Annotated in this window: 16 protein-coding genes; 6 read left to right on the top strand and 10 right to left on the bottom strand. The window is 72.3% G+C overall.

What is annotated here, in order from left to right; translation table 11 throughout:
• The first annotated feature begins 238 nt into the window (after positions 1-238).
• From AC0OO9_RS14590 to AC0OO9_RS14580, 3 genes are all read left to right on the top strand, one after another.
• On the top strand, positions 239-1,543 hold the full coding sequence (locus AC0OO9_RS14590; protein WP_484517647.1) for a ParA family protein: 1,305 nt from the start codon (positions 239-241) through the stop codon (positions 1,541-1,543).
• A gap of 27 nt (positions 1,544-1,570) precedes the next feature.
• The gene (locus AC0OO9_RS14585; RefSeq protein WP_484517646.1) at positions 1,571-2,650 is read left to right on the top strand and encodes a ParB/RepB/Spo0J family partition protein; all 1,080 of its coding nucleotides are present in this window, start codon (positions 1,571-1,573) and stop codon (positions 2,648-2,650) included.
• A gap of 1,654 nt (positions 2,651-4,304) precedes the next feature.
• Positions 4,305-5,042, top strand: coding sequence for a hypothetical protein (locus AC0OO9_RS14580; protein WP_484517645.1), 738 nt, complete (start codon positions 4,305-4,307; stop codon positions 5,040-5,042).
• Positions 5,043-5,167: 125 nt separating this feature from the next.
• Here the strand turns inward: AC0OO9_RS14580 and AC0OO9_RS14575 are convergent, their stop codons facing one another.
• Together AC0OO9_RS14575 and AC0OO9_RS14570 are read right to left on the bottom strand one after the other, a co-directional pair.
• A complete protein-coding gene (locus tag AC0OO9_RS14575; RefSeq protein ID WP_484517644.1) occupies positions 5,168-6,166 on the bottom strand; it encodes a D-alanine--D-alanine ligase family protein in 999 nt (332 codons plus the stop codon).
• A 7-nt stretch (positions 6,167-6,173) separates the two neighbouring features.
• Positions 6,174-7,487, bottom strand: coding sequence for an aminotransferase-like domain-containing protein (locus AC0OO9_RS14570; protein ID WP_421456392.1), 1,314 nt, complete (start codon positions 7,485-7,487; stop codon positions 6,174-6,176).
• Between the two features lie 294 nt (positions 7,488-7,781).
• Here AC0OO9_RS14570 and AC0OO9_RS14565 point away from each other — a divergent pair, with 294 nt between their 5' ends.
• The gene (locus AC0OO9_RS14565) at positions 7,782-8,447 is read left to right on the top strand and encodes a GNAT family N-acetyltransferase (RefSeq protein WP_101413445.1); all 666 of its coding nucleotides are present in this window, start codon (positions 7,782-7,784) and stop codon (positions 8,445-8,447) included.
• A gap of 48 nt (positions 8,448-8,495) precedes the next feature.
• Here AC0OO9_RS14565 and AC0OO9_RS14560 read toward each other — a convergent pair whose 3' ends face one another.
• The 7 genes from AC0OO9_RS14560 to murJ form a co-directional block, all read right to left on the bottom strand.
• Positions 8,496-9,659 carry an N-acetylmuramoyl-L-alanine amidase gene (locus tag AC0OO9_RS14560; RefSeq protein WP_484517643.1) on the bottom strand — a complete coding sequence of 388 codons (1,164 nt, stop codon included), beginning with the start codon at positions 9,657-9,659 and terminating at the stop codon, positions 8,496-8,498.
• Positions 9,660-9,809: 150 nt separating this feature from the next.
• Entirely contained in the window at positions 9,810-10,133 is a 324-nt protein-coding gene (gene trxA / locus AC0OO9_RS14555; protein WP_132235478.1) for a thioredoxin, read from the bottom strand.
• A gap of 32 nt (positions 10,134-10,165) precedes the next feature.
• Complete coding sequence (gene trxB, locus AC0OO9_RS14550) at positions 10,166-11,119, bottom strand: thioredoxin-disulfide reductase (protein WP_484517642.1); 954 nt, start codon at positions 11,117-11,119, stop codon at positions 10,166-10,168.
• Between the two features lie 177 nt (positions 11,120-11,296).
• Complete coding sequence (locus AC0OO9_RS14545) at positions 11,297-12,490, bottom strand: hypothetical protein (RefSeq protein WP_484517641.1); 1,194 nt, start codon at positions 12,488-12,490, stop codon at positions 11,297-11,299.
• Complete coding sequence (gene sigM / locus AC0OO9_RS14540) at positions 12,487-13,272, bottom strand: RNA polymerase sigma factor SigM (protein WP_484517640.1); 786 nt, start codon at positions 13,270-13,272, stop codon at positions 12,487-12,489. Before sigM ends, AC0OO9_RS14545 begins: the two co-directional genes overlap by 4 nt.
• A gap of 43 nt (positions 13,273-13,315) precedes the next feature.
• Entirely contained in the window at positions 13,316-14,920 is a 1,605-nt protein-coding gene (locus AC0OO9_RS14535) for a protein kinase family protein (protein WP_484517639.1), read from the bottom strand.
• Positions 14,921-15,382: 462 nt separating this feature from the next.
• On the bottom strand, positions 15,383-17,134 hold the full coding sequence (murJ, locus tag AC0OO9_RS14530; RefSeq protein ID WP_484517638.1) for a murein biosynthesis integral membrane protein MurJ: 1,752 nt from the start codon (positions 17,132-17,134) through the stop codon (positions 15,383-15,385).
• Between the two features lie 134 nt (positions 17,135-17,268).
• Here murJ and AC0OO9_RS14525 point away from each other — a divergent pair, with 134 nt between their 5' ends.
• Positions 17,269-18,723, top strand: a complete 1,455-nt coding sequence (locus AC0OO9_RS14525; protein ID WP_484517637.1) for a CCA tRNA nucleotidyltransferase — start codon at positions 17,269-17,271, stop codon at positions 18,721-18,723.
• A gap of 226 nt (positions 18,724-18,949) precedes the next feature.
• The gene (locus tag AC0OO9_RS14520; RefSeq protein ID WP_484517636.1) at positions 18,950-21,001 is read left to right on the top strand and encodes a S8 family serine peptidase; all 2,052 of its coding nucleotides are present in this window, start codon (positions 18,950-18,952) and stop codon (positions 20,999-21,001) included.
• 201 nt (positions 21,002-21,202) lie between these two features.
• Here AC0OO9_RS14520 and AC0OO9_RS14515 read toward each other — a convergent pair whose 3' ends face one another.
• Complete coding sequence (locus tag AC0OO9_RS14515; protein ID WP_101413437.1) at positions 21,203-22,720, bottom strand: flotillin family protein; 1,518 nt, start codon at positions 22,718-22,720, stop codon at positions 21,203-21,205.
• Position 22,721: the final 1 nt, after the last annotated feature.

Raw genomic sequence — 22,721 nt, 5'->3', positions numbered from 1 at the left:
CTTCCCGGCCGGCGGTTGTGTCGTTGAACCGGTACGGGTGGACGGAAGGATGAGAACCCGACGTGGACCGGCCGCGCCCGTGAGCCGTAGGCTGGCTGCGCGTCGATAGTGTGGAGCGGGCGGCAACGGACGTTCACCGGTCCCGCCGCTCCCGCCGGGCCGTACGCTCCGCGGTGCGATCGCGTACGGCCAGTTGACGGGGTGCGGACCGACCATCCGAAGCGGGCAGGGATGACAGGTGCATGACGACGGAAGGTACGACGATCCACGCGTGACGGGGCCAACGGGCGACCCCGTTTCACGTGAAACCGACTACCCGAGATGGTCGCCCGACGGGCCGACGGTCCGGCCCCCGGACCGGGGCGCGGCCGTCCGGCCGAGCGGCGCCGAGCCGGTCGTGCCGGAGCCTCCGGCGACCCGGGCCGCGCCCGACGTGCCGCGGGCCGGCAATTCGGCCGGCGGTCGGGCGATCTCCGTTCGGCGCAACCCCTCGGCCTCGGCGCGGTTCGAGTCCGCCGTGCCGCAGCAGCCCACCCCGGACTCCGTGCCGGACGCGACTCCCGAACCCGTTCCCGTCACCGACCCGTTCGCGCCCTCGGCCGGCTCCTCCGGAGCCACAGTCGCCGAGGCCGCGTACGTTTCACGTGAAACCCCGACGCGCGAAGAGGATGACCCACCGTTGGCTATGGAGGCGATGCGCGCCGTGCAGATCCTTAATCCGAGTGGCGAGGTGACGATGCCTCGTCCGGAACGGACCCGGGTCATGTGCGTCGCGAACCAGAAGGGCGGCGTGGGAAAGACCACGACCACGGTCAACCTTGCGGTGGCGCTGGCCCTGCATGGCAACCGGGTGCTGGTGGTCGACCTGGACCCGCAAGGGAACGCCTCCACCGGGCTGAACGTCCCGCACCACACCGGTGTGCCGGACGTCTACGACTGCCTCATCAACAGCGTGCCGCTGGAGGAGGTCGCCCAGGGTGTCGAGGGGATCCCCAACCTCTGGTGCGTACCGGCGACGATCGACCTCGCCGGCGCGGAGATCGAGCTGGTGTCGGTGGTGGCCCGCGAGTCCCGGCTGGCTCGGGCGATCGCCGCCTATCCCGGCCACTTCGACTACGTCTTCATCGACTGCCCGCCCTCGCTCGGCCTGCTCACGGTCAACGCGCTCGTGGCCGCGCAGGAGGTGCTCATTCCGATCCAGTGCGAGTACTACGCGCTGGAGGGGCTGAACCAGCTGATCAACAACATCAACCTGGTGCGCCAGCACCTGAACCCGAAGCTCGACGTCTCCACCATCCTGCTCACCATGTACGACCGGCGCACCCGGCTGGCCGACGCCGTCGAGCAGGACGTGCGGAACCACTTCGGCGACAAGGTGCTCCAGGCGGTCATCCCCCGCAACGTCCGCGTCTCGGAGGCACCCAGCTACGGCCAGTCGGTGATGACCTACGATCCGGGATCGCGGGGGGCGACGAGCTACTTCGAAGCCGCCCAGGAGATCGCCGAGCGTGGCGTCAAGGAGCCGGTGGGCCGGAATGCGTAGTGCGGAACAGTCGCTGGGAGGCGTGGCATGAAGAACCGTCCTCGGGGCGGTCTGGGACGAGGCCTGGGGGCGCTCATCCCGACCGGGCCGGCGCCGACCGCCGTAGTCGAGCCGACCGCCGTAGTCGAGCCGACCACCGCAGAGGAGTCGCCAGCTCCCATGGAGGCGGCTGCTGACACTGCCGCGGCTGCGCCGCCGGGACAGGTGCCGGCCGGTCCGGTGCCGGCCGTGGCGATCCCACCGGTGGTGGCGCAGCCCGAGCCGCAGGCCGAGCTCAGCCCGGTGCCGGGTGCCCGGTTCGCCGAGATCCCGGTCGACGCCATCGTGCCGAACCCGAAGCAGCCGCGCCAGGTCTTCGACGAGGACGCCCTGGAGGAGCTGAAGACCTCCATCCAGGAGGTCGGCTTCCTCCAGCCGATCGTCGTACGACAGCTCGACGACGAGAAGTACGAGCTGGTCATGGGTGAGCGGCGCTGGCGGGCCGCGCAGGCCGTCGGGCGGGAGAACATCCCGGCGATCGTCCGGGACACCCAGGACGACGCCATGCTCCGGGACGCATTGCTGGAGAACATCCATCGAGCGAATCTGAACCCGCTGGAGGAGGCGGCCGCGTACCAGCAACTGCTGGACGAGTTCGGCGCCACCCACGAGGAACTTGCCCGGCGCATCGGGCGGAGCCGCCCGCAGATCTCGAACACCATCCGGCTGCTCAATCTGCCCGCGCAGGTCCAGACGCGCGTCGCCGCAGGCATCCTCTCCGCCGGGCACGCCCGTGCGCTGCTGAGCCTCGACGAGGCCGAGGCGCAGGAGCAACTCGCGCGCCGGATCGTCGCCGAGGGGATCTCGGTCCGCGCGACCGAGGAGATCGTCGCGCTGGCCCTGAGCGACGGTACGAGCAAGAAGGAGACGGCCAAGCGTCGTCCGAAGCCGCACGCTCCCGCCCTGACGGATCTGGCCGACCGCCTCTCCGACCGGTTCGACACCCGCGTGAAGGTGGACATCGGCCGGAGCAAGGGCAAGATCACTATCGAGTTCGCGACGGTCGACGACCTGGAGCGGATCGTCGGCCTAATCGGCGTCGGCCAGGAGGAGGAGCCGGAAGCCTGACCTCGATCGGCTGTCCTGCGGGGCGACGCCGCCGTTGCGCCTGGGCTCGGCTTCACGGCCGGGCCCAGCGTCGTTGCGAATGGCACCACTGCCGGCCGCGTGATCCCGGATCACGCGGCCGTTGCATGTGCTGCGGGTTGCGAGATGCAGTTGCCGCCTCGATCGGCGCGTTCAGGAGACCCGGGCGGGCGATGGCGTTTCACGTGAAACTCGGGATTGGGTCAGGGCGGTTCCTTGAGTCACCTCGACGGTTTCACGTGAAACGGGCCGGGCCTGCGATCTGCGAAGCGGTGGGCAGGCGGGCGCCGGTGGTCCCCATCCGGTCTCGCACCTGAGCCAGGCCTCGACCGGCTGGTCGGCAACGGACGAAGGCGGAGCCCTGCGCCCGGAGGCATTCGAACGGGGCCGGACCGGGCTGCGCTGCGCCCCTCAGTGATCGCGAGCTGGTAGCGGAAACGCGCAACCGCTCGGCGGTCCAGCCGGGCGCGTCGGCGTAACCCCGGCCGACCCCCGCGCCGAGGGAGACGCAGCCGTGTCACCGGCCGGCCCTCGGTGCCTGTTGCCGACGCTCAGCGCGTGCTGAGGGCCTCGGCGCTGCCAATTGGTACCCATACACAGGGCTGGGCCACTCGACGGGCGACTCAGCGCCGCGAGAGGCCGGGGGCCGCCCGCCGTCGCTACCAAGACGGCGCATGGCTACCCCGCTGACACGAGCAGGCGGCCCCCGCGTTTGCCTATGGCCCTGCTTCTGGATGCGTCGGACCGTTCTGGTTCTCCTAGCCGTCTGGTCCTTCTGGCCGTTCTGGTCCTCTTGGCGGTTTCTGGTCGTTCTGATAATTCCGGTTGTCCCCGACCATTCGCGGCAGTCTCGATGCGGGTGGGGCCCTCCAGGCCACCTCTCACCGGGCCACGCTCATCGGGCCGGTCAGCACCCACGGCGGGCCGTCGAAGCGGAGCACCTCCGACCGGCCACCGGCTTGTCCGGCCGCTTCATTGCTGGCTGGTTTCGATGCCGGGCCGGCAACGGTCTGCGTATCCGCACCGCCACCGGCGTCTCAGCGGTTCAGGATTCTCGATCTCCCGGCCCCTCCACTCTTCCCGCCCGCCCGCCCAGAGGCCGGACGCGTCCTGCGTCGAGCGTCAGCCGGCGCCCACCTACGAGACAACGGCAACTACGAGTACGCGTGGGCGGACGCTGCCACTGTCCACCGGCTTCGGACTGACGCTCGGCGGCTGCCGCGTGGCCGATCAGCACGACCCGTTCCTAGCCCTGTCCGCCTACCTCCTCGCCTCCAGGCTTCCCCCCGACACGCTGCACGCCCGGCCGCACCGGCCCGGCTTCGGATGACCCGCCCGGCGTGCCTCTGTTTCACGTGGAACCGACGACTCCACACCGACGAAGGATCCGCGATCGCGCCCGAAAGTTATCCACAGCAGTTATCCACAGGTCGCCCCGTTTCACGTGAAACCCCGCGTGAAACGGGGTGGCAGCCTGTGGATGACGGCGTGTGTCCGGCGTCTCATCAGCCTGTGGGTGCCTGTGGATAACTGTGGACAGAGCCGCTCTCGGTTCTGCCGTCACAGCCGGACTGAAGCCGTCCGGCTGATCGTTCGGGTAGGGACAGCGGTGCCGAGACCGGTTAGTGTCAGCGTCGTGCACGACACCCCTCCCTCCGTTCCGGACTTCACCCAGTGGCCGTCCTTTCCCTTCGAGGGCGACCTTCGTGTCAAGCAACTCGATGACCCGGTCCCGGTCGAGCCGCCGCGCAAGGGCGAGGGGAACCGGGAATGCACCGCCTGCAACGCCCCCGACGACGCCTACATCTGGGTGGGTGAGCGATGGCGGGTACGCGCCATGGACCGCCCCACCGGACTGCCGATGGTGCTGATCCTGGAATCCCGCTCGCATCTCGACCTCGGCGACCTGCCGAATCTGCTCGCCGCCGAGCTGGGGGTGATGACCGTCCGGCTGGAGCGGGCCATCCGGTCCCTCGACGGGGTCGCCCGGGTGCACGTCAACCGCTGGGGCGACGGCTCGGCGCACCTGCACATGTGGTTCCTGGCCCGGCCCTACGGGCAGCTCCAGTTGCGGGGGACCTTTCTCTCCCTGTGGGACTCCATCCTGCCGCCCATCTCCGAGGCGCGGTGGCGGGAAAACCTCGCCATGGTTGCCGCCTGGCTGGCGGAGTTCGGGGGACGGCCGCTGGCGGAGCCGCCGCGCATCCAGTGGCAGGCCCCGTCCAGCTTCACCGGGCAGCCCCCGGCGGAAGACGCTCCGACCGAGGGCGAGGCGGTGTCCGTGATCGAGTCCGCCGAGGAGACCCCGCCGGCGCAGGAGCCGGAGGGCGAGGCGTCCGCCACGGACGCCGGACGGTCGGGCAGCCAGACGTAGAACCGGGGCGGCCACCCGAGGAAGTACCTCCGGGTGGCCGCACAGCGGACAAGCGAGGCGGCGGACCGGACGGGGCGACGGCCGAGGCCGACACCCCAGCGCCGCCCGGAAGGTGGGCCGGTCGGTCAGGGGTGCCGGGTTGCGGCGCGGGCCACCAGGGTGCCGACCATCCTGCCGAAGTCCAGTCCGGCGGCCTGGACCGCGAGCGGCAGCAGCGAGGTCTCGGTCATCCCCGGCGAGACGTTGACTTCCAGCACGTGCGGCTGGCCGGCTGAGTCCACGATCAGGTCGACGCGGCTCAGGTCGCGTAGCCCCAGCGCGGTGTGCGCGGCCAGCGCGACGTCGGCCACCGCGCCGGCCACCTCCGGCTCCAGCCGGGCGGGGGTGTGCCAGGTCGTCCGGCCGGCGGTGTAGCGGGCGGCGTAGTCGTACACCCCGTTGCGGGGCACGATCTCCACCGCGGGCAGGGCGCGCGGCCCGTCGCCCAGGTCGACCACGGAGACCGCCACGTCCATGCCGGGCACGTACCGCTCGACCAGCGCCGTGGGGTCGTACGCGAAGCAACCGACCATCGCGGCCGGCAGGGACGCGGCGTCCCGGACCACGGCGGCGCCCAGCCCCGAACCGCCCTGGGCGGGCTTCACCATGAGCGGCAGCCCCAGCCGCTCGACGATCCGGTCCAGCACCGCCACGGCGCCCAGCTCGGAGAACCGGTCGTGCGGGAGTGCGACCCAGTCCGGGGTCGGGATGCCCGCCTCGCGGAGCACCGCCTTGGCCGAGGGCTTGTCCCAGGCGAGCCGGGACGCGCGGGCGTCGCATCCCACGTACGGGACGCCGCAGAGATCGAGCACGCCACGCAGCGACCCGTCCTCGCCGGTGGCGCCGTGCAGGGCGATCACGACGGCGTCCGGCGGGTCGGCGCTCAGGGCCGGCAGCAGCGCCACGTCGGCGTCCCGCAGCTCCGCGTCCATCCCGACCGCGCGCAGCGCGTCGAGCACCCGGCGCCCGGACCGCAGCGAGACGTCACGTTCGTAGGAGAGCCCGCCGGCGAGCACCAGCACCCGCAGGTCGGCGGTGACGGCGGAGTCGGTCACGACGGAACGGTCGGCAGCGGTGGGAACCATGCCGGAATCATGCCAAGTCGGGTCCCGGCGTGTCCGCGCCGGCCTGCCCGCGCCGCGTGCCGGGGCGACCGACCGCGCCGAACACCCGCCGCGTGGCGATGTCCTGCTCCATCACGCCGGCCAGCCGGCGCACGCCCTCGCGGATCCGCTCCGGGGACGGGAACGAGAAGTTGAGCCGCATGTTGCCGCTGCCGGTGCCGTCGGCGTAGAAGCCGGTGCCCGGAACGTACGCCACCCGGGCGGCGATGGCCCGCGGCATCATCGCCTTGGAGTCGAGGCCGTCGGGCAGGGTCGCCCAGACGAAGAGGCCGCCGCCCGGCGTCGTCCAGGTCGTGCCGGCGGGCATCAGGTCGTCCAGCGCGGTGAGCATCGCGTCGCGCCGTTCCCGGTAGACCTCGCGGTAGACCTTGAGCTGCTCCCGCCAGGGCATGGTGCCGAGGTAGGTGGAGACGGCGGCCTGCGCGTAGCCGCTCGGGCAGAGGATCTGCGCCTCGCTGGCGATGACGAGCTTGTCGCGGACGGCATGCGGCGCGAGGATCCAGCCGACCCGCAGGCCGGGGGCGAAGGTCTTGGAGAAGGTGCTGAGGTAGAAGACCCCGTCGCGGCGCCGCGCGCGCAGCGGCGCCGGCGCGTCCCCCTCGAAACCCAGCTGACCGTACGGGTCGTCCTCGACCACCAGCAGACCGGCGCGCTCGCAGATGTCGAGCACCCGCTCCCGCCGCTGCTCGGTCAGCGTCACGCCGGTCGGGTTCTGGTAGGTCGGGATGGTGTAGAGGAACTTGACCCGCCGGCCGGCTCGCGCCTGCTCGGCGATGGCCGCCTCCAGCGCCTCCGGGATCAGCCCGTCGTCGTCCATCGGCACGTGCGCGACCTGCGCCTGGGCGGCCTGGAACACCCCGAGCGCGCCGACGTAGGTCGGGCCCTCGGCGAGCACCACGTCGCCGGGGTCGAGGAAGAGCCGGGCCACCAGGTCGAGGGCCTGCTGGCCGCCCACGGTGACCACCACGTCGTCCGGGGAGGCGCCGCAGGCGGCGTCGATGCCGGAGAGCGCCATCACCTCGCAGATCCGCTCGCGCAGTTCCAGGGTGCCCTGGCCGATGCCGTACTGGAGGGTGGTGGCGCCGTGTTCGGCGCCGAGCCGGCCGAGCATCTCGCCGACCGCGTCGAGCGGCAGCGCCGCGATGTAGGGGGCGCCACCGGCGAGCGAGACCACCTCCGGCCGACTGGCCACCGCGAAGAGCGCACGGATCTCCGAGGCGGTCATGCCGCGTACGCGGCGGGCGTACCGGTCGGTGTAGTCGTCGAGCGTCGTGCCGGTCATGACATCACCTCGATGGCTGCTCGGGTGGCTCCCGCCCCGGCGTACCCGGGACACCTGCGACCATGGCGACGCGGGGCGCCGAGTGTCGATCCTAGTCGCCGTCTGCCAGGGGTGTAACCGCTGAGTGACCGGCGTCCACATCGCGGACCCCGGCCGGCGCCCCGGAAGGAGAGGCATTCGCGCGTCCCCTCCCGCAGCGTCCGTTTGCGGCGTACGATCGCTCGTCGGGGGCAGGTAGGCGGTGTCGTCGTTCCGTGCCGGTCTCACCTCCGAGCCTAATGTGGGGATACACCAATGTCGCGACGTCTGGTCAGCTTGACCCTCGACACCCTGGAGGACCTGCCCCGCCCGTGCCGGCAGTGCGTCTACTGGGAGCTTGATCCGGTCTCGGCGGACCGGGCCTGTGCCGCGGGCGACCCGGGGCTGGAGAAGGAGGCCTGGGTCTCGCAGACGCTGCTGGAGTGGGGCTCCTGCGGCAAGCTCGTCTACGTCGACGGCATGCCGGCCGGTTTCGTCCTGTACGCCCCGCCGGCCTACGTGCCCCGCTCGATGGCCTTCCCCACCTCCCCGGTCTCCGCCGACGCCGCGCTGCTGATGACGGCCAACGTGGTGCCCGCCTTCGCCGGCGGCGGGCTGGGCCGGATGCTGGTCCAGGGCGTCGCCCGGGACCTCACCAAGCGTGGCATCAAGGCGATCGAGGCCTTCGGCGACGCCAAGTTCGGCGACGCGGCCGACCCCGCCGGCGCCTGCGTCGCCCCGGCCGACTTCTTCCTCTCCGTGGGCTTCAAGACGGTCCGCCCGCATCCGCGTTACCCCCGCCTGCGGCTGGAGTTGCGTACCGCGTTGAGCTGGAAGTCCGACGTCGAGTACGCGCTGGAGAAGCTGCTCGGCTCGATGAGCCCCGAGACGCTGCTCCGCCCGGTCCGTCCGGCCCCGGCCACCCGCTCGACCGCCGGCTGATCCCACCCCGGCGCAGCGGCGGAGCCCGGTCGGGAGCCGGCAGGCGGCTCAGTCGACGACCGTGCCGGCGGCCACCACCGCCCGCAGCGCGCTCACGTCGATCGAGCCGGTGGGGACGTCGCGCTCGACGGGGAAGTACATGCGCTGCACGGCGGCGACGACGGCCTCCACCACCCTGTCCCGGAACCGGGGGTCGACCAGTCGGGCCCGGTCGGTGGGCGAGGTGAGGTAGCCGACCTCGACGCGTACGGCCGGCATCCGGGTCAGCCGGAGCAGGTCCCACGCCTTCGCGTGCGTACGGCAGTCGCGCAGCCCGGTGCGGGCGACGATCTCCCGCTGCACCAGCCCGGCCAGCCGCTCCCCGGTCGCCGAGGTCACCCCGTTGTCGGTGCCGTAGTGGTAGGTCGCCACCCCCTCGGCCGCCGGGTTGGCGTGCTCGTCGACGTGCAGCGAGATGAACACGTCGGCGCCGAGCGAGTTGGCCAGCTCCGCCCGGTCGACGTCCGGCAGGCAGTCCTCCTGGGCCGGCCCACGGGTGAGCTGCACCCGGACGCCGGCGGCGGCGAGCCTGCCCTCCAACCGGCTGGCCAGGTCGTACACGAGGTCCGCCTCGGTCCACCGCAGCGACCTGTCCGGCACCACCACGCCCGGGTCGGTGCCCCCGTGCCCGGGGTCGATGACGACGGTCCGGCCCACCAGCGCCGGGCCGGACTGCCGGATGGCGTCGGACTCGCGCAGCCACTGCGGCCGCCCGCCGACGACCTTGCGGCCGAGCCGCCGCAGCGCGTTCATGGTGTGCGGACCGCACGAGCCGTCGGGCGTCAGCCCGACCTCGCGCTGGAACTGGGCGACCGCCCGGGAGGTCCGTACGCCGTAGATGGCGTCCGCGCGCCCGACGTCGTACCCCATCTCCAGCAGCCGCTCCTGGAGCGAGCGGACGTCCTCACCGGTGAGCGGCTCCGGGACGGCGTGGTAGAGCGTGCGGGCGCCCAGCCGCCAGCGGGCGGCGTCCAGGGCCCGCCAGGTCTCCGCACCGACCCGGCCGTCCACGCTGAGCCCACGCGACTGCTGGAAGGCCCGCACGGCCCGTTCGGTGTGCGTGTCGAACTCGTCTGCGCCCGGTGCCGTCGGGACGAGCAGGTCGAGGCCGGTCAGCACCGTACGGATCTCGGTCACCGCGGGTCCACGGTCACCGGGTCGGATCGGACGCACGCACGACCCCCTCTGCACGGACGGTTGCTGGCCGGGCGGCCCCCGCTTGAGGTTATGCGTTCCGGGGGCTCCGGATGCCCCACGTCGGGAAAAACGCGTCGACCCCGTGCCCGGCGGACCGGGTACGGGGTCGACGCGCGTCGGTGCTGCTCAGAGCGCCGATTCGATGAGCCTCACGAGCTCGCCCTTCGGCTTGGCGCCGGCGATGGACTGCACCGGCTCGCCGTTCTTGAAGACGGTGAGGGTGGGGACCGACATCACCCGGTAGGCGCGGGCGGTCTCCGGGTTCTCGTCGATGTTGAGCTTGACGATGGTGACCTGGTCGCCCATCTCGCCGGCGATCTCCTCCAGCAGCGGCGACACCTTGCGGCACGGGCCGCACCACTCGGCCCAGAAGTCCACCAGAACCGGCTTGTCGGACTTCAGCACGTCGGCGGCGAAACTCGCGTCGGTGACCGACTTCGTTGCTCCCACTATGACCCTCCTCCGGAATGTGTTTCGGTTGTTCAGCCCTGCAGCGTGGCGATGAAGCGCTCGGCGTCCAGCGCGGCGGCGCAGCCGGTGCCCGCGGCGGTGATCGCCTGCCGGTACGTGTGGTCCACCAGGTCGCCGGCGGCGAAGACGCCGGGCACGCTGGTCCGGGTGCTGGGCGCCTGGACCTTCACGTAGCCCTCGTCGTCGAGCTCCACCTGCCCCCGGAAGAGCTCGCTGCGCGGATCGTGACCGATGGCCACGAAGACGCCGGTGACGTCGAGGACCTTGGTCTCGCCGGTGTGCGTGTTGCGTACCCGCACCCCGGAGACCTTGCCGTCGTCGCCGAGGATCTCCTCGACCGTGGTGTTCCACTCGACCTTGATCTTGTCGTTGCTCAGTGCCCGCTCGGCCATGATCTTGCTGGCCCGGAAGGAGTCCCGGCGGTGGATGATGGTGACCGATTCGGCGAACCGGGTGAGGAAGCTGGCCTCCTCCATCGCCGAGTCACCGCCGCCCACGACCACGATGTGCTGGTTGCGGAAGAAGAAGCCGTCACAGGTCGCGCAGGACGAGACGCCGTGGCCCAGGTACTCCTGCTCGCCGGGCACGCCGAGCGGACGCCACGCGGAGCCGGTGGAGAGGATGACCGCCCGCGCCCGGTACGCGGTCTGGCCCACCCAGACGGTGCTGACGGCGTCGGAACCCACGCTGCCGGTGTCCTTCAGCTCGACCCGCGTCACGTCGTCGGTGAGGAACTCCGCGCCGAACCGCTCGGCCTGCTTGCGCATGTTGTCCATCAGCTCGGGGCCGAGGATGCCGTCGGCGAAACCGGGGAAGTTCTCCACCTCGGTGGTGGTCATCAGCGCGCCGCCGGACTGCACGCCCTCGATGATGAGCGGCTTGAGGTTGGCGCGCGCCGCGTAGACCGCCGCCGTGTAACCGGCTGGCCCGGAGCCGATGATGATCAGGTTGCGGACCTCGTCCACTGCCGTCTCCCGATTGTGTTGTTCGCCATCGGCGCGCACCGATGCCGATCCGATGCCGACGCCGCTCGGTGCCGGCACTTCGATGTGCAGAACGTCATCGTACGAACCGGGGATTCCCGAGCCGGTCATCCGGTGGGTCAGGTCACGTGGACGGCCAAACGGCCGGTGACCGCGAATTCACCCTACCCGCGTGCGGTAGCGGCTGTCCGAGCCGGACCCGGGCACACCGCATTCCGGCCCGCTCGCCCAGGCCCAGTGCGCTCCCGTGGCGTCGGTGAAGCGCACGATCAGCGCCGGGCGACCCTGGAACCGGGCGTAGTCGACCACGTCTACCACCAGCGGACCGTTGCCGTGCTCGGCCTTGATCTCGCCGATGCAGGCGCCCAGCGCGGCGGGGTCGGTGAGCCGGTCGAGCCCGGTTACGGAGCCGGGCAGCCGCCCGCCCTCCGCCTGGACGCCGGGCTGCTCCCCGGGCGGGCCGCCGGTGAACGGCCGTGCCTTCGGCGACGACGCAAGGGCGGCCAGGGACTCCGGCGTGTAGTCCGTTCCGCTGCGCACCGACGGCTCGCCGGCGATCCGGAAGGGCGTGGCGGCGGGGGCGGCGCCCTCACGGTTCGTCGCGGGCAACGCCGAGTCCGCAGCGCCGCCCGTCTGCTGGTCCCTGGTGAGCTGGTCGACGCCGAGCCCGACCGCCGCGATCGACACGGCGGCCAGCGCGACCGGCCCGGCCAGCCGGGACCAGCGGCGCCGTCGTCGCCCGGGCCCGGTGGCCCCGCCGCGACCCGGCTCCGACCGGGGTACGCCGGCAGGACGTCTCCCGGACCCGCCGAGCGGCTGTGCCGGCACCGCCCCGATGCCCGTTCTGACCGTCGGTTGACCCTCCGCCGACCGTTCCTCGGCGGACGTCGCGTCGTCCCCAGCCCTCCGGCCGCCCGGCTCGGCCCGGCCCGGCCCGGCGGAGTCCACGGTGCCGGGGTCGGGGTCGGACGCGGTGCCGAGGTCGGACGCGGTGCCGAGGTCGGACGCGGTGCCGAGGTCGGACGCGGTGCCGAGGTCGGACGCGGTGCCGAGGTCGGACGCGGTGCCGAGGTCGGACGCGGTGGCGGCGTCGGACGCCGTGGCGTGGGCCAGGGCGGCAACGATCCGGTCGGTGACGTCGGCCGGCATCTCGGGGGCGGACGCGCCCCAGGTGGCCAGGTCCGCGTGGACGTCCGCCATGGCCGGGGCCAGCAGCGCGTGCGCCTGCGCCCAGCCGGGGTCCTCGTCGACCAGTCGGGCGACGAGATCCTCGTCCGGGGTGCCGTCCAGCGCCCCGCCGAGGTAGTCGGCGAGCAGGTCGTGGTCGACCTCCCTGTACCCCCCGGCAGTCACGCGTCCTCCTGGTGGAGATCCCGCCGGGACCGTCCCGACCCCGATCGGACGCCCTCGGGCGACCGCGGGTTCCCTCGGGTGACGGCCGGCACGTTCGGGCCCGTCGCCGGGGCCGGCTCCGCCCGCTGCGGGGTGGCCTGCGGCTCCGGCTTCTGCCTGGCGGGGCGCAGGTGTCCGAGCTGTGTCGCCAGGCGGGCCCGGCCCCGGGCGCACCGGCTCTTGACCGTCCCCTCGGCCACGTCGAGAATCCGGGCCACCTCGGCCACGGGGTAGCCCTGCACGTCGACCAGGATCAGCGCCGCCCGCTGCTCGGCCGGCAGTTCGGCGAGCGCCTGCCGGACCACGAGCGCCGTGTCGTGGTCCTGCACGGGTGCCGCCGGCTCGACGCCCCCGGTGCCGGAGTCGGTGTCCCGGACCCCGTCCGGCAGCGGCACCGTCGGGTGCGCCTGGCGGCGGCGGATCCGGTCCAGGCACGCGTTCACCACGATCCGGTGCAGCCAGGTGGTGACCGCCGAGTCGCCCCGGAACCGCCCGGCGGCGCGGTGGGCGGAGAGCAGGGCGTCCTGGAGGGCGTCGGCGGCCTCCTCGCGGTCGCCGAGCGTGCGCAGGGCCACCGCCCAGAGTCGGTCCCGGTGCCGGTGGAAGAGCTCGGTGAAGGCGTGCGGGTCGCCGGCCACGTGGGCGTGCAGGAGATCGAGGTCCGCCGGCCCGGACGCCGGCACCGACGACGAGACCGGCGGACCCGCCGGCCCACCGGTCACCCGTTCCCCGCGTACGCCCATCACCACGTCCGGCGGATGCGGTGCCCGGAGCGCGGTGGCCGCCTCACGACCCCTGGACCGTGATCTCCTGGACGCCGAGCTTGTAGCCGCCGTCGCTCGACGGCAGCTCGGTGATCCAGAACAGCAGGTAGCGGTACTTCTGGTCGGCGTTGAAGCCGTTGAAGGTCATCTTGGTGCCCTCGTGCTCCTCGAACGGCTGGCCGATCGCGGTCTTCCTGTAGTCCGCGAAGAGCTGGGCGTCACCGGAGGACGACGACGGCCGGTCGGTGGTGCCGGCGTAGAGCTGGGCGGAGGCGCCCCGCGCGGACAGGAGCACCTGCACGGACTTGACCGTGTGCTCGCCGCCGAGGTCGATCCAGACGCCCATGCCCTTCTTGAGGTTGCCGAAGTTGGCGCGCCCCCGGTAGGTCTGGGTCTCCCAGCCCTCGTCCTCGTCCCCGTCGTGCACCTTGTCGGCGTTGCGGACCTCGGTCCGGTCGCCCTCCGGGTCGATGATCCGGGCGGTGCTGATCTTCAGCGGCCCCGCCGTGATGGCGGCCGGGGTGGCGTCGCCGGCGGGCGCGTTCGACGAGGGCGCGGCGACCGGATTGGTCTGTGGGTCGTCGTCACCGCCGCCGAGAGCGGTGATGCCGATCAGCAGGCCGACGAGGGCGACCGCCAGCAGGCTGGCGATGCCGATCGCGACCTTGCGTCCGCCGGCAGCGGCGAGCGGCGACGGCTCCTCGCCGGTGTCGGCCGCGAAGCGCAGCGGGCCGGCGCTGTCGAGGAACTGCTCGTCGGCCGGCACGTCCAGCCGGGCCAGCTCGGCCGCGAGCACGTCCGACGAGGGCGGCTCGATCTCGGCGTCCAGCAGGTCCATGGTGAGGTCGTCGAGGTACGCCGGCACGCCCGCCCGCACCTGCCGGGGGGCGGCGAGAGCGCCGGCCGCGTCGCGTACGGCGTCGGGGATGGCGGCCCGGCCGTGGCCGGCGGTGGCGCCACGCAGCGGGGCCTCGGCGTGCGGCCAGTGCCCGGTCAGGGCGAAGTAGAGGACCCCGCCGATCGCGCGGACGTCGCTCTGCTGGCTGTCGGCGCCGTCGGTGCGCGCGTCGGCCAGCACCACCCGGCCGTCGTCACTGATCATCACCGTGCCGGGGTGGACGTTGCCGTGCACCATGCCGGTGGCGTGCACGGCGGCGAGGGCGCTGGCGACCGCGTTGCCGATGGTGGTGGCGCGCGCCGGGTCCAGTGGCCCGTCGGTTACCAGCTCGCGCAGCGACTGCCCGTCGACCCACTCCCGCACCACGTACGCCCGCTCGGCCTCGTCGATCGCGTCGTAGACGCCGACCAGGTTGGGGTGGATGACGCGGCTGGCCGCGACGGCGCCCTGGAGCATCTCGGTGGCCGAGTCGCCACCCGGGTACCGCAGCACGACCGCGACGGGACGGCGCAGGATGACGTCGACCCCACGCCAGACCAGCCGACCCGCGCTGTCGTTGTTGATGTGCTCGACCAGCTCGTAACGCTCGGCGAGGATCTCACCGGCCGTGGGAGCACCGAAGGTCATGACCTGAGGAGCGCTCTCCTCCGCCTCCTGACCTTCGCCGACCTGGGTCACCCGTCCTCCCTCGGTGATCGTGTCGATCGATGGACCCGCGCTGCTGGGCATGTGGCTTCCCGCTCTGCCTTCGAAGGAACCGGCCGACCGGTGTCGACGCGGAGCGCCGGCGCCTGCCGTACCCGTCGAGAGCGACCTTACCCGGGTTGGCCGTCTCCCCGACATGTCATCTTCGCGCCGCTCCCGGGCCGAGCTGCCGGCAGGCGGCCGACTTGTCCGGTTACTCCCGCTGTCAGCCACGTTGCTGGCACATGTACTGGCCAATCTAGAGGTTGGCCGCAAGCACCCGCAGGGAGGGGGCCGGCCGTTGCGGCGATCGCGTCGACGCAGCCGGGTTCCCCCCGACCGGACCGCCATGCTCATCCGTACGGCTGGTTATCCACAGGACCTTTCGGTGTCTGAGCGGCGAATCGCGGAGTTATCCACAGGCGCATCCCCAGGCTGGTGATCCTCGTTCACAGAGAGTGCAGTCCGCCCGCAGCGTGTCGCCCGCGCCCGAGAGACGGGTTTCGGTCAGCGGCCCAGCCGGCGGCGGACCATGCCCACGACCTCGGTGATCTCGCCGATCCGCAGGACCATGGCCAGCCCGAGGTACGTCCCGCCGATCACCGCGCCACCGACCACGAGCTGGACGACGGCCTCCAGGCGGCTCGGCGTGTCGTCGCCGGGCAGCAGCTTGACCACGATCAGGCCGACCACCGCCGCGCCGAGCGCCGCGACCGCCACCCGCGCGCCGGTGCGCATGATCTCGCCGAGGCCGATCCGCCCCACCCGGGGACGTAGCAGCCAGGCGGAGGCGATCGCGGCGGCCAGGTAGGAGACGGCGTTGCCGATCATCATGCCGGCGCCGGCGAAGCTTGCGGAGAAGACCGCGAAGAGCACGATCTGCACCCCGATGCGCAGCGCCACCACCGGGATGTTGATCAGCGCCGGGGTGCGGGTGTCCGGCAGGGCGTAGAAGGCGAACGTGAAGAGCTGGCTGACGGCGAACGGCACCAGGGCGAGCGCGGCGGCGAGCAGCACCACGGAAGTGGCGGTGGCGTTGCCCTCGTCGAAGGCGCCCCAGCGGAACAGGGTGAACGAGATCGGGGAGGCGAGCACGGCGTAGCAGACCGCGATCGGGGCGAGCACCGCGGTGACCGTCCGGGTGCCCCGGGACAGGTCGGCGGCCACGTCCGCGTACCGGCCGTCGGCGGCGGCGGCGCTCATCCGGGGCATCAGCGCGGTGATGATCGAGACGGCGATGATGCCGTGCGCCGTCATCAGCAGCAGGAACACGTTGTTGTAGATCAGCGGGCCGGCGGCGTTCTCCCTGCCTGCCCGGTTCAGCAGGTTGAACAGCACGATCAGGCCGATCTGGCTGACCGCGACGTAGCAGAACATCCACGCCCCGAGCCGGCCCAGCTCGCGCAGGCCGAGCGCCCGGAAGTCGAAGCGGAGCTTCCAGCGGAAGCCGACTTTGCGCAGCGCCGGCAGCAGGCCGGCGGCCTGGATGGCGACGCCGAGCAGGGTGCCGCCGCCGATCAGCAGGATCCGCCCGGTCGTCATCTCGTCCGGCTTGATGATGTCCGCGCCGAAGACCGCGATGTAGAGGCCGGCGGTGGCGATCACCACCAGGTTGTTCAGGATCGGCGCCCACATCGGGGCGGCGAAGTGGCCCCGCGTGTTGAGCACCGCGCTGATCAGCGCGCTCAACCCGGAGAAGAAGATCATCGGCAGCATCAGGCGGGCCAGCGCCGTGACCAGCTTCGAATATTCGCCGGCCGACTCACCGCTGCCGTAGAGCATGGTCAACCACGATGCCGACAGCACTGCCAACAACGCGGCCACGCCGAGGGCGAGGACCGCCAGGGTGAGCAGTCGCTGGGCGTACGCCTGGCCGCCGTCCGCGTCCGACTTGCGCCGCCGTACCAGCACCGGGATCAGCACGCTCGTGAGTACGCCGCCGAGCAGGAACTCGTAGACCATTCCGGGCAGGATCTGCGCGGTGGTGTACGCGTCACCGACCAGCGCGCCGCCGAGCGCCGCCGCGATCACCAGGTTGCGCAGGAAGCCCGTACCGCGGCTGACCAGGCTGCCCATGGCCATCACCGCGCTGTTGGCCGCAGCGCTGGCCTCGCCCACCTGCTCCTGCGGCGGCGCCGTCGACTCCATGGCCGGCTGGTTGAGCGGCTCGGCGGAGATGAACGTGGCGCCGTCCGACGGCCGGCCGGGCGCGGCGCCGCCCTGGGCGGCGTTCGCGCTGCGGTAGAGACCGCCGCTCATCTTGTCGCCTCCAAGGCAGAGAGGTACGTCGGAGCCGGGGCACGGCCCGCACGTCACAGACGATAGTCAACGGCCACCCGTTACCCGCGCCCGGCGGACCGCATCCCCGTCGGGACCGATAGTCTGGCGCTCCCATGTCCGAAGCCTCCGCTCCCCACGCCGCCGACCGCCGCGAACTCACCGCCGCGCAGCGCAACGCCGTCGCCGAACTGCTCCGGGTCTCCCCGGTCGCCGACGAGTTGGGCCGCCGGTTCGCGCGGGCCGGCCACGAGCTGCACCTGGTGGGCGGTTCGGTACGCGACGCCCTGCTCGGCCGCCTCGGCGACGACCTCGACTTCTGCACCGACGCGCACCCCGACGAGACCCTGCGCGTCGTGCGCGGCTGGGCCGAGTCGATCTGGGAGACCGGCCGGGAGTTCGGCACCATCGGGTGCCAGCGCGACGGGCTGCGGCTGGAGATCACCACCTTCCGTGCCGAGTCCTACGACCAGGTCAGCCGCAACCCGGTCGTCGAGTACGGCACCGACCTCGCCGAGGACCTGCGGCGGCGCGACTTCACCATCAACGCGATGGCGGTCAGCCTGCCCGAGCACCGGTTCACCGACCCGCACGGCGGGCTGGACGACCTCGCCGCCAAGGTGATCCGCACCCCGGGCACCCCGGCGGAGTCCTTCGGCGACGACCCGCTGCGGATGCTGCGCGCGGCCCGCTTCGCCGCGCAGCTGCGCTTCGTGGTGCACCCCGACGCGTACGCGGCGATGACCCGGATGGCCGGCGACCTGGATCGGATCACGGCCGAGCGGATCCGCGACGAGTTCACCAAGCTGCTCTGCGGCGCGGACCCGATCACCGGGCTGCGGCTGCTGGTCGACACCGGGCTCGCCGAGCGCTTCCTGCCGGAGCTGACCGGGCTCAAGCTGGAGATCGACGAGCACGCCCAGCACAAGGACGTCTACGAGCACACCCTGACCGTGGTGAGCAACGCCGTCTCGTACGAGACCGAGGGGCCGGACTTCGTCCTGCGGATGGCCGCGCTGATGCACGACGTCGGTAAGCCGGCGACGAAGGCGGTGGGCTCGGACGGCCGGGTCAGCTTCCACCACCACGAGGTGGTCGGCGCCCGGCTCACCAAGGCCCGGATGAAGGCGCTGCGCTACCCGAAGGAGACCACCGCCAAGGTGACCGCGCTGGTGGCGCTGCACCTGCGCTTCTACGGCTACGGCCGGGGCGAGTGGACCGACTCGGCGGTGCGCCGCTACGTCGCCGACGCCGGTGACCTGCTGCCGCGACTGCACAAGCTGACCCGGTCGGACTGCACCACCCGCAACCGCCGCAAGGCGGCCCAGCTCGCCGCCGACTACGACGCGCTGGAGGAGCGGATCGCCCGGATCGCCGCCGAGGAGGACCTGGCGCGCGTCCGGCCCGACCTGGACGGCAACGCCATCATGGAGCTGCTGGGCGTACCGCCGGGGCCCGTCGTCGGACAGGCCTGGAAGCACCTCAAGGAGCTGCGCCTGGAGCGTGGCCCGCTGGACCGCGACGAGGCCGAGGCGGAGCTGCTGCGCTGGGCCCGCGACGAGGGCCTGTAGCGCAGACCGGTGCCGATGCCGGCCGGCGTCCTCCGACAGCGGGGCGTACCGCTTCGCGTAGCGAGTACGAGACGCCAACGTATCGACCGAATGGCTGACGCGTCAGCTACTGATCATTACTGATGATGGGGCGGAATTCTCCAGCCCTCCGAGTCCGGTAGAGGCTGGCCGTGTGACCGGTCCGAGTCCACAGCGGACGGTCCTTCGAATCAACGGGGAGTCATTTGTGAGACGTCGTGGCGTTGCGCGCCGCTCAGCGGTGGCGGGCCTGCTTCTCGCCTCCGCGACGGCCGTCGCCGTCGCTGGTTCGGGCGGCGCGGCGATGGCCGAGCCCGCCGAACCGACCCGGGCACCCGTGCGCGGTGCCGAACCCGGCGAGGTCGTACCGGGCCGCTACATCGTCGTCCTCAAGGACGGCAAGGCAACACCGAGCGAGACCCGGGCCGCCGCGTCCGCGCTCGCGCAGAAGAACGGGGGCAAGGTACGCAAGGTCTTCACCAACGGCCTGCGTGGGTACTCGATGGAGGCCAGCGCGGGTCAGGTGAAGCGGCTCTCGCTGGACCCGCAGGTGGCCTACGTGGAGCCCGTAGTACGGGCCTCCGCCACCGGGACCCAGAGCAGTCCGCCGTCCTGGGGCCTGGACCGGATCGACCAGGTGTCGCCGAAGCTGGACGGCTCCTACACCTACCCCGGCACGTCGGCGGCGGGCGTCACCGCGTACGTCCTCGACACCGGTATCAACATCACGCACCAGGACTTCGGCGGCCGGGCCAGTTACGGCTTCAACGCCATGTCCGACCGCACCTCCACCAAGGACGCCAGTGACTGCGACGGGCACGGCACGCACGTGGCGGGCACGGTGGGTGGCACCAGGTACGGCGTCGCCAAGGACGTCAAGCTGGTCGCGGTGCGGGTCCTGGACTGCGAGGGCTCCGGCACGAGCGAGGAACTCCTCAGCGGTATCAACTGGGTGACCGCGAACGCCGTCAAGCCGGCTGTGGCGAACATGAGCCTCGGTTTCGGCGGCAACGTCCAGGCGGTCAACGACGCGGTGAACGCCTCGATCGCCAGCGGCATCACCTACGCGGTCGCCTCGGGCAACTCCATGCAGGACGCCTGCCTGGTGAGCCCGGCGTCCGTGCCGGCAGCGATCACGGTCGGCGCCACGGACAAGATCGACGCGCGGGCCTGGTTCTCCAACTACGGCGCCTGCGTCGACACGTTCGCGCCGGGCGTCAGCATCACCTCCGCCACCATCGGTTCCACGACGGGCGCCGCGACGCTGAGCGGCACCTCGATGGCGTCACCGCACGTCGCCGGCGCCGCAGCGCTGCTGCTGGCGGCGAACCCGACGTGGAGCCCGTCGCAGGTGCGCGACAGCATCGTGACCGGTGGCCTCTCCGGCGCCGTCCACGACACGCAGCGTTCGCTGGACCGGTTCCTCCAGGTCGGTGCCGGGCCGGTGGCCCGCAGCTCGTACGGGCTGAAGGCGCGGGTCAACGGCAGGTTCGTCGTCGCGGACGGTGCGGGCACGAAGCCGCTGATCGCCAGCGCCGCTGCCATGGGCGGGTGGGAGAAGTTCGACATCGTCGACGCCGGAAGCGGGTACGTCGGGCTGAAGGCGCGGGCCAACGGCAGGTTCGTCGCCGCGGACGGTGCGGGCACGAAGCCGCTGATCGCCGCCGCCGCTGCCATCGGCGGGTGGGAGAAGTTCCAGATCGTCCACAACACCGATGGCAGCGTCAGCCTCAAGGCGGTGGTGAACGGCAAGTTCGTCGTCGCGGACGGCGGGGGTACGCTGCCGCTGATCGCGAGCGCCGATGCCATCGGTGCCTCGGCGAAGTTCGACCTGGAGGCACCGAACCCGATCGTCAGCCTCAGGGCGGCGGCGAACGGCAGGTTCGTCGCCGCGGACGGTGCGGGCACGAAGCCGCTGATCGCCGGCGCCGCTGCCGTCGGCGGGTGGGAGAAGTACGAACTGGTCTTCCTCCCGGAGGGGAGCTTCTTCACGCTGCGCGCCCTGGTGAACGGCAAGTTGGTGACCGCGGCGAGCGAGGGCACGAAGCCGTTGATCGCCACAAGCACCACCGTCGGCTCCGCAGAGGTGTTCGACTTCATCGACTACAACGCGGACGGCTCCATCTATCTGCGCGCGTACGTCGACGGGCAGGCGATCACCGCCGGTGCCAACCCGCTCATCGCGGACCGGACCATCGACTGGTCCAGCCCGACCCTGGGCCTCGGGACCGCACAGAAGTTCACCGTCGACGTCGTCTGACGGAGCTGTGGCACCCGCCGTGTCGGCCCCTAGGGCGGCGCGGCGGGTGCCGGCCCACCGCGGCGTCCGCCGGGCGGTCACCACCATCAGGTGAGCTTCGCCCCACCGTCCCACCGAACGTCGGCGCCCGCCGAGCCGTTGCAGGAGCACGGCTCGGCGGGCGTCGTTCTGCCCAACCCCGGGCAGTCGTGTCGGGTCGCGTCAGCGGGTCTCGACCGCCGTACCGTCGACGGGCGGCTTGCCGTTGCCGGTGGTCGCCGCCGCCGAGCCGAGCTTCCCCAGCAGGCCGGCCAGGTCGATGCCGGTCAGGTCGCTGCCGAGCTGGAGCCCCTGGGCCACGTTGCCCGCCACCGACTTGGTCAGCGACGAGGCACCGTCGGTGGAGATGACGGTCATCTTGTCGATCGCGCCGATCGGGGCGCTGGCCGCCTCGACGACCTGCGGCAGCACCTTGACCAGCAGGTCCAGCACGGCGGCTTCGCCGTACGCCGCGAAGGCCTCGGCCTTGCGGGCCATCGCGTCGGCCTCGGCCTGCCCCTTGGCCAGGATGGCCGCGGCCTCGGCCGCACCCTCCCGCTCGACCGCCTCGGCGATGGCGGAGCGGCGGCGCTGCTCGGCCTCACCCTCCTTGGCGCCTTCGATGGCGTTGGCCTCGGCCAGCGCGGCCCGGCGGGCCCGCTCGCCCTCACCGGTGAGCCGTGCCTGCTCGGCGGCGGCCTGGGCGGCGGCGATGACGGCCTGGCGCTGCGCGTCGGCGTTCAGCACGGCCGCGTTGCGGGACGCCTCGGCCTCCTGCTCCACCTTGTACCGGGCGGCGTCGGCCGGCTTGCGCACCTCGGTGTCGAGCTGACGCTGCTTGAGCTCGGCGTTACGCTCGGCGACCTTCTGCTGCTCGGAGAGGATCGCCTGGTCCCGCTCGGCCTGGGCCAGCGGCCCGGCGGCGGCGGACTTCGCCTTGGCCGCGTCGATCTCCGCCTGGATGGCGGCCTGCTTCAGCGACAGGTTCCGGTTGGCCTCGGCGATGGCCTCCTCGGCGAGCAGCCGCTCCTGCTCTGCCTGCTGCCGGGCCCGCGCCTCGGCGATGGCCGCGTCCTTGAGCACCCGGGCGGCCTCCGGCCGGCCCAGGTCCTGAAGGTAGGAGCCCTCGGCCAGGATGTCCTGGAGCTGGAAGGTGTCCAGCACCAGGCCCTGGTTGGTCATCGAGTGCTCGGCCTCCTCGGCGACCGCGCTGGCGAACGCCGCCCGGTCCCGGATGACCTCCTCGACGGTGAGCCGGCCGACGATCGAGCGCAGCGCGCCGGCCAGCACCTCCCGGGTGAAGTCCTCGATCTCGTCCTGCTGGTGCAGGAAGCGCTGCGCGGCGGCGCGGATGGCGTCCTCGGTGCCGCCGACCTTCACGATCGCGACGCCGTGCAGGTCGGCGCGGATGCCCTGCTTGCTGACCGCGCCCTTGATGCCGACGTCGATGCGCCGGCTGGACAGGTCGAGCGACTGGAGCTTCTGCACCACGGGCAGGACGAAGACGGACGCGCCGAGCACGACCTTCTGCCCGGAGTTGTCGGTCGACCGGCCGCCGTCGGCGGTCTGCGTGGTGCGGCCCTTGCGGCCGGTGACGATGAAGGCCTCGTTCGGCCCGGCGACCTTGATCCGGGAGAGCACGAAGAGCACGAGCACGAGGACGAGGAGGACCGCGCCGCCGATGGCGATGAGAAGGGGCATG

Source organism: Micromonospora sp. USAFONa4, assembly GCF_057197825.1.
This window is presented reverse-complemented; position numbering and strand designations above follow the sequence as displayed.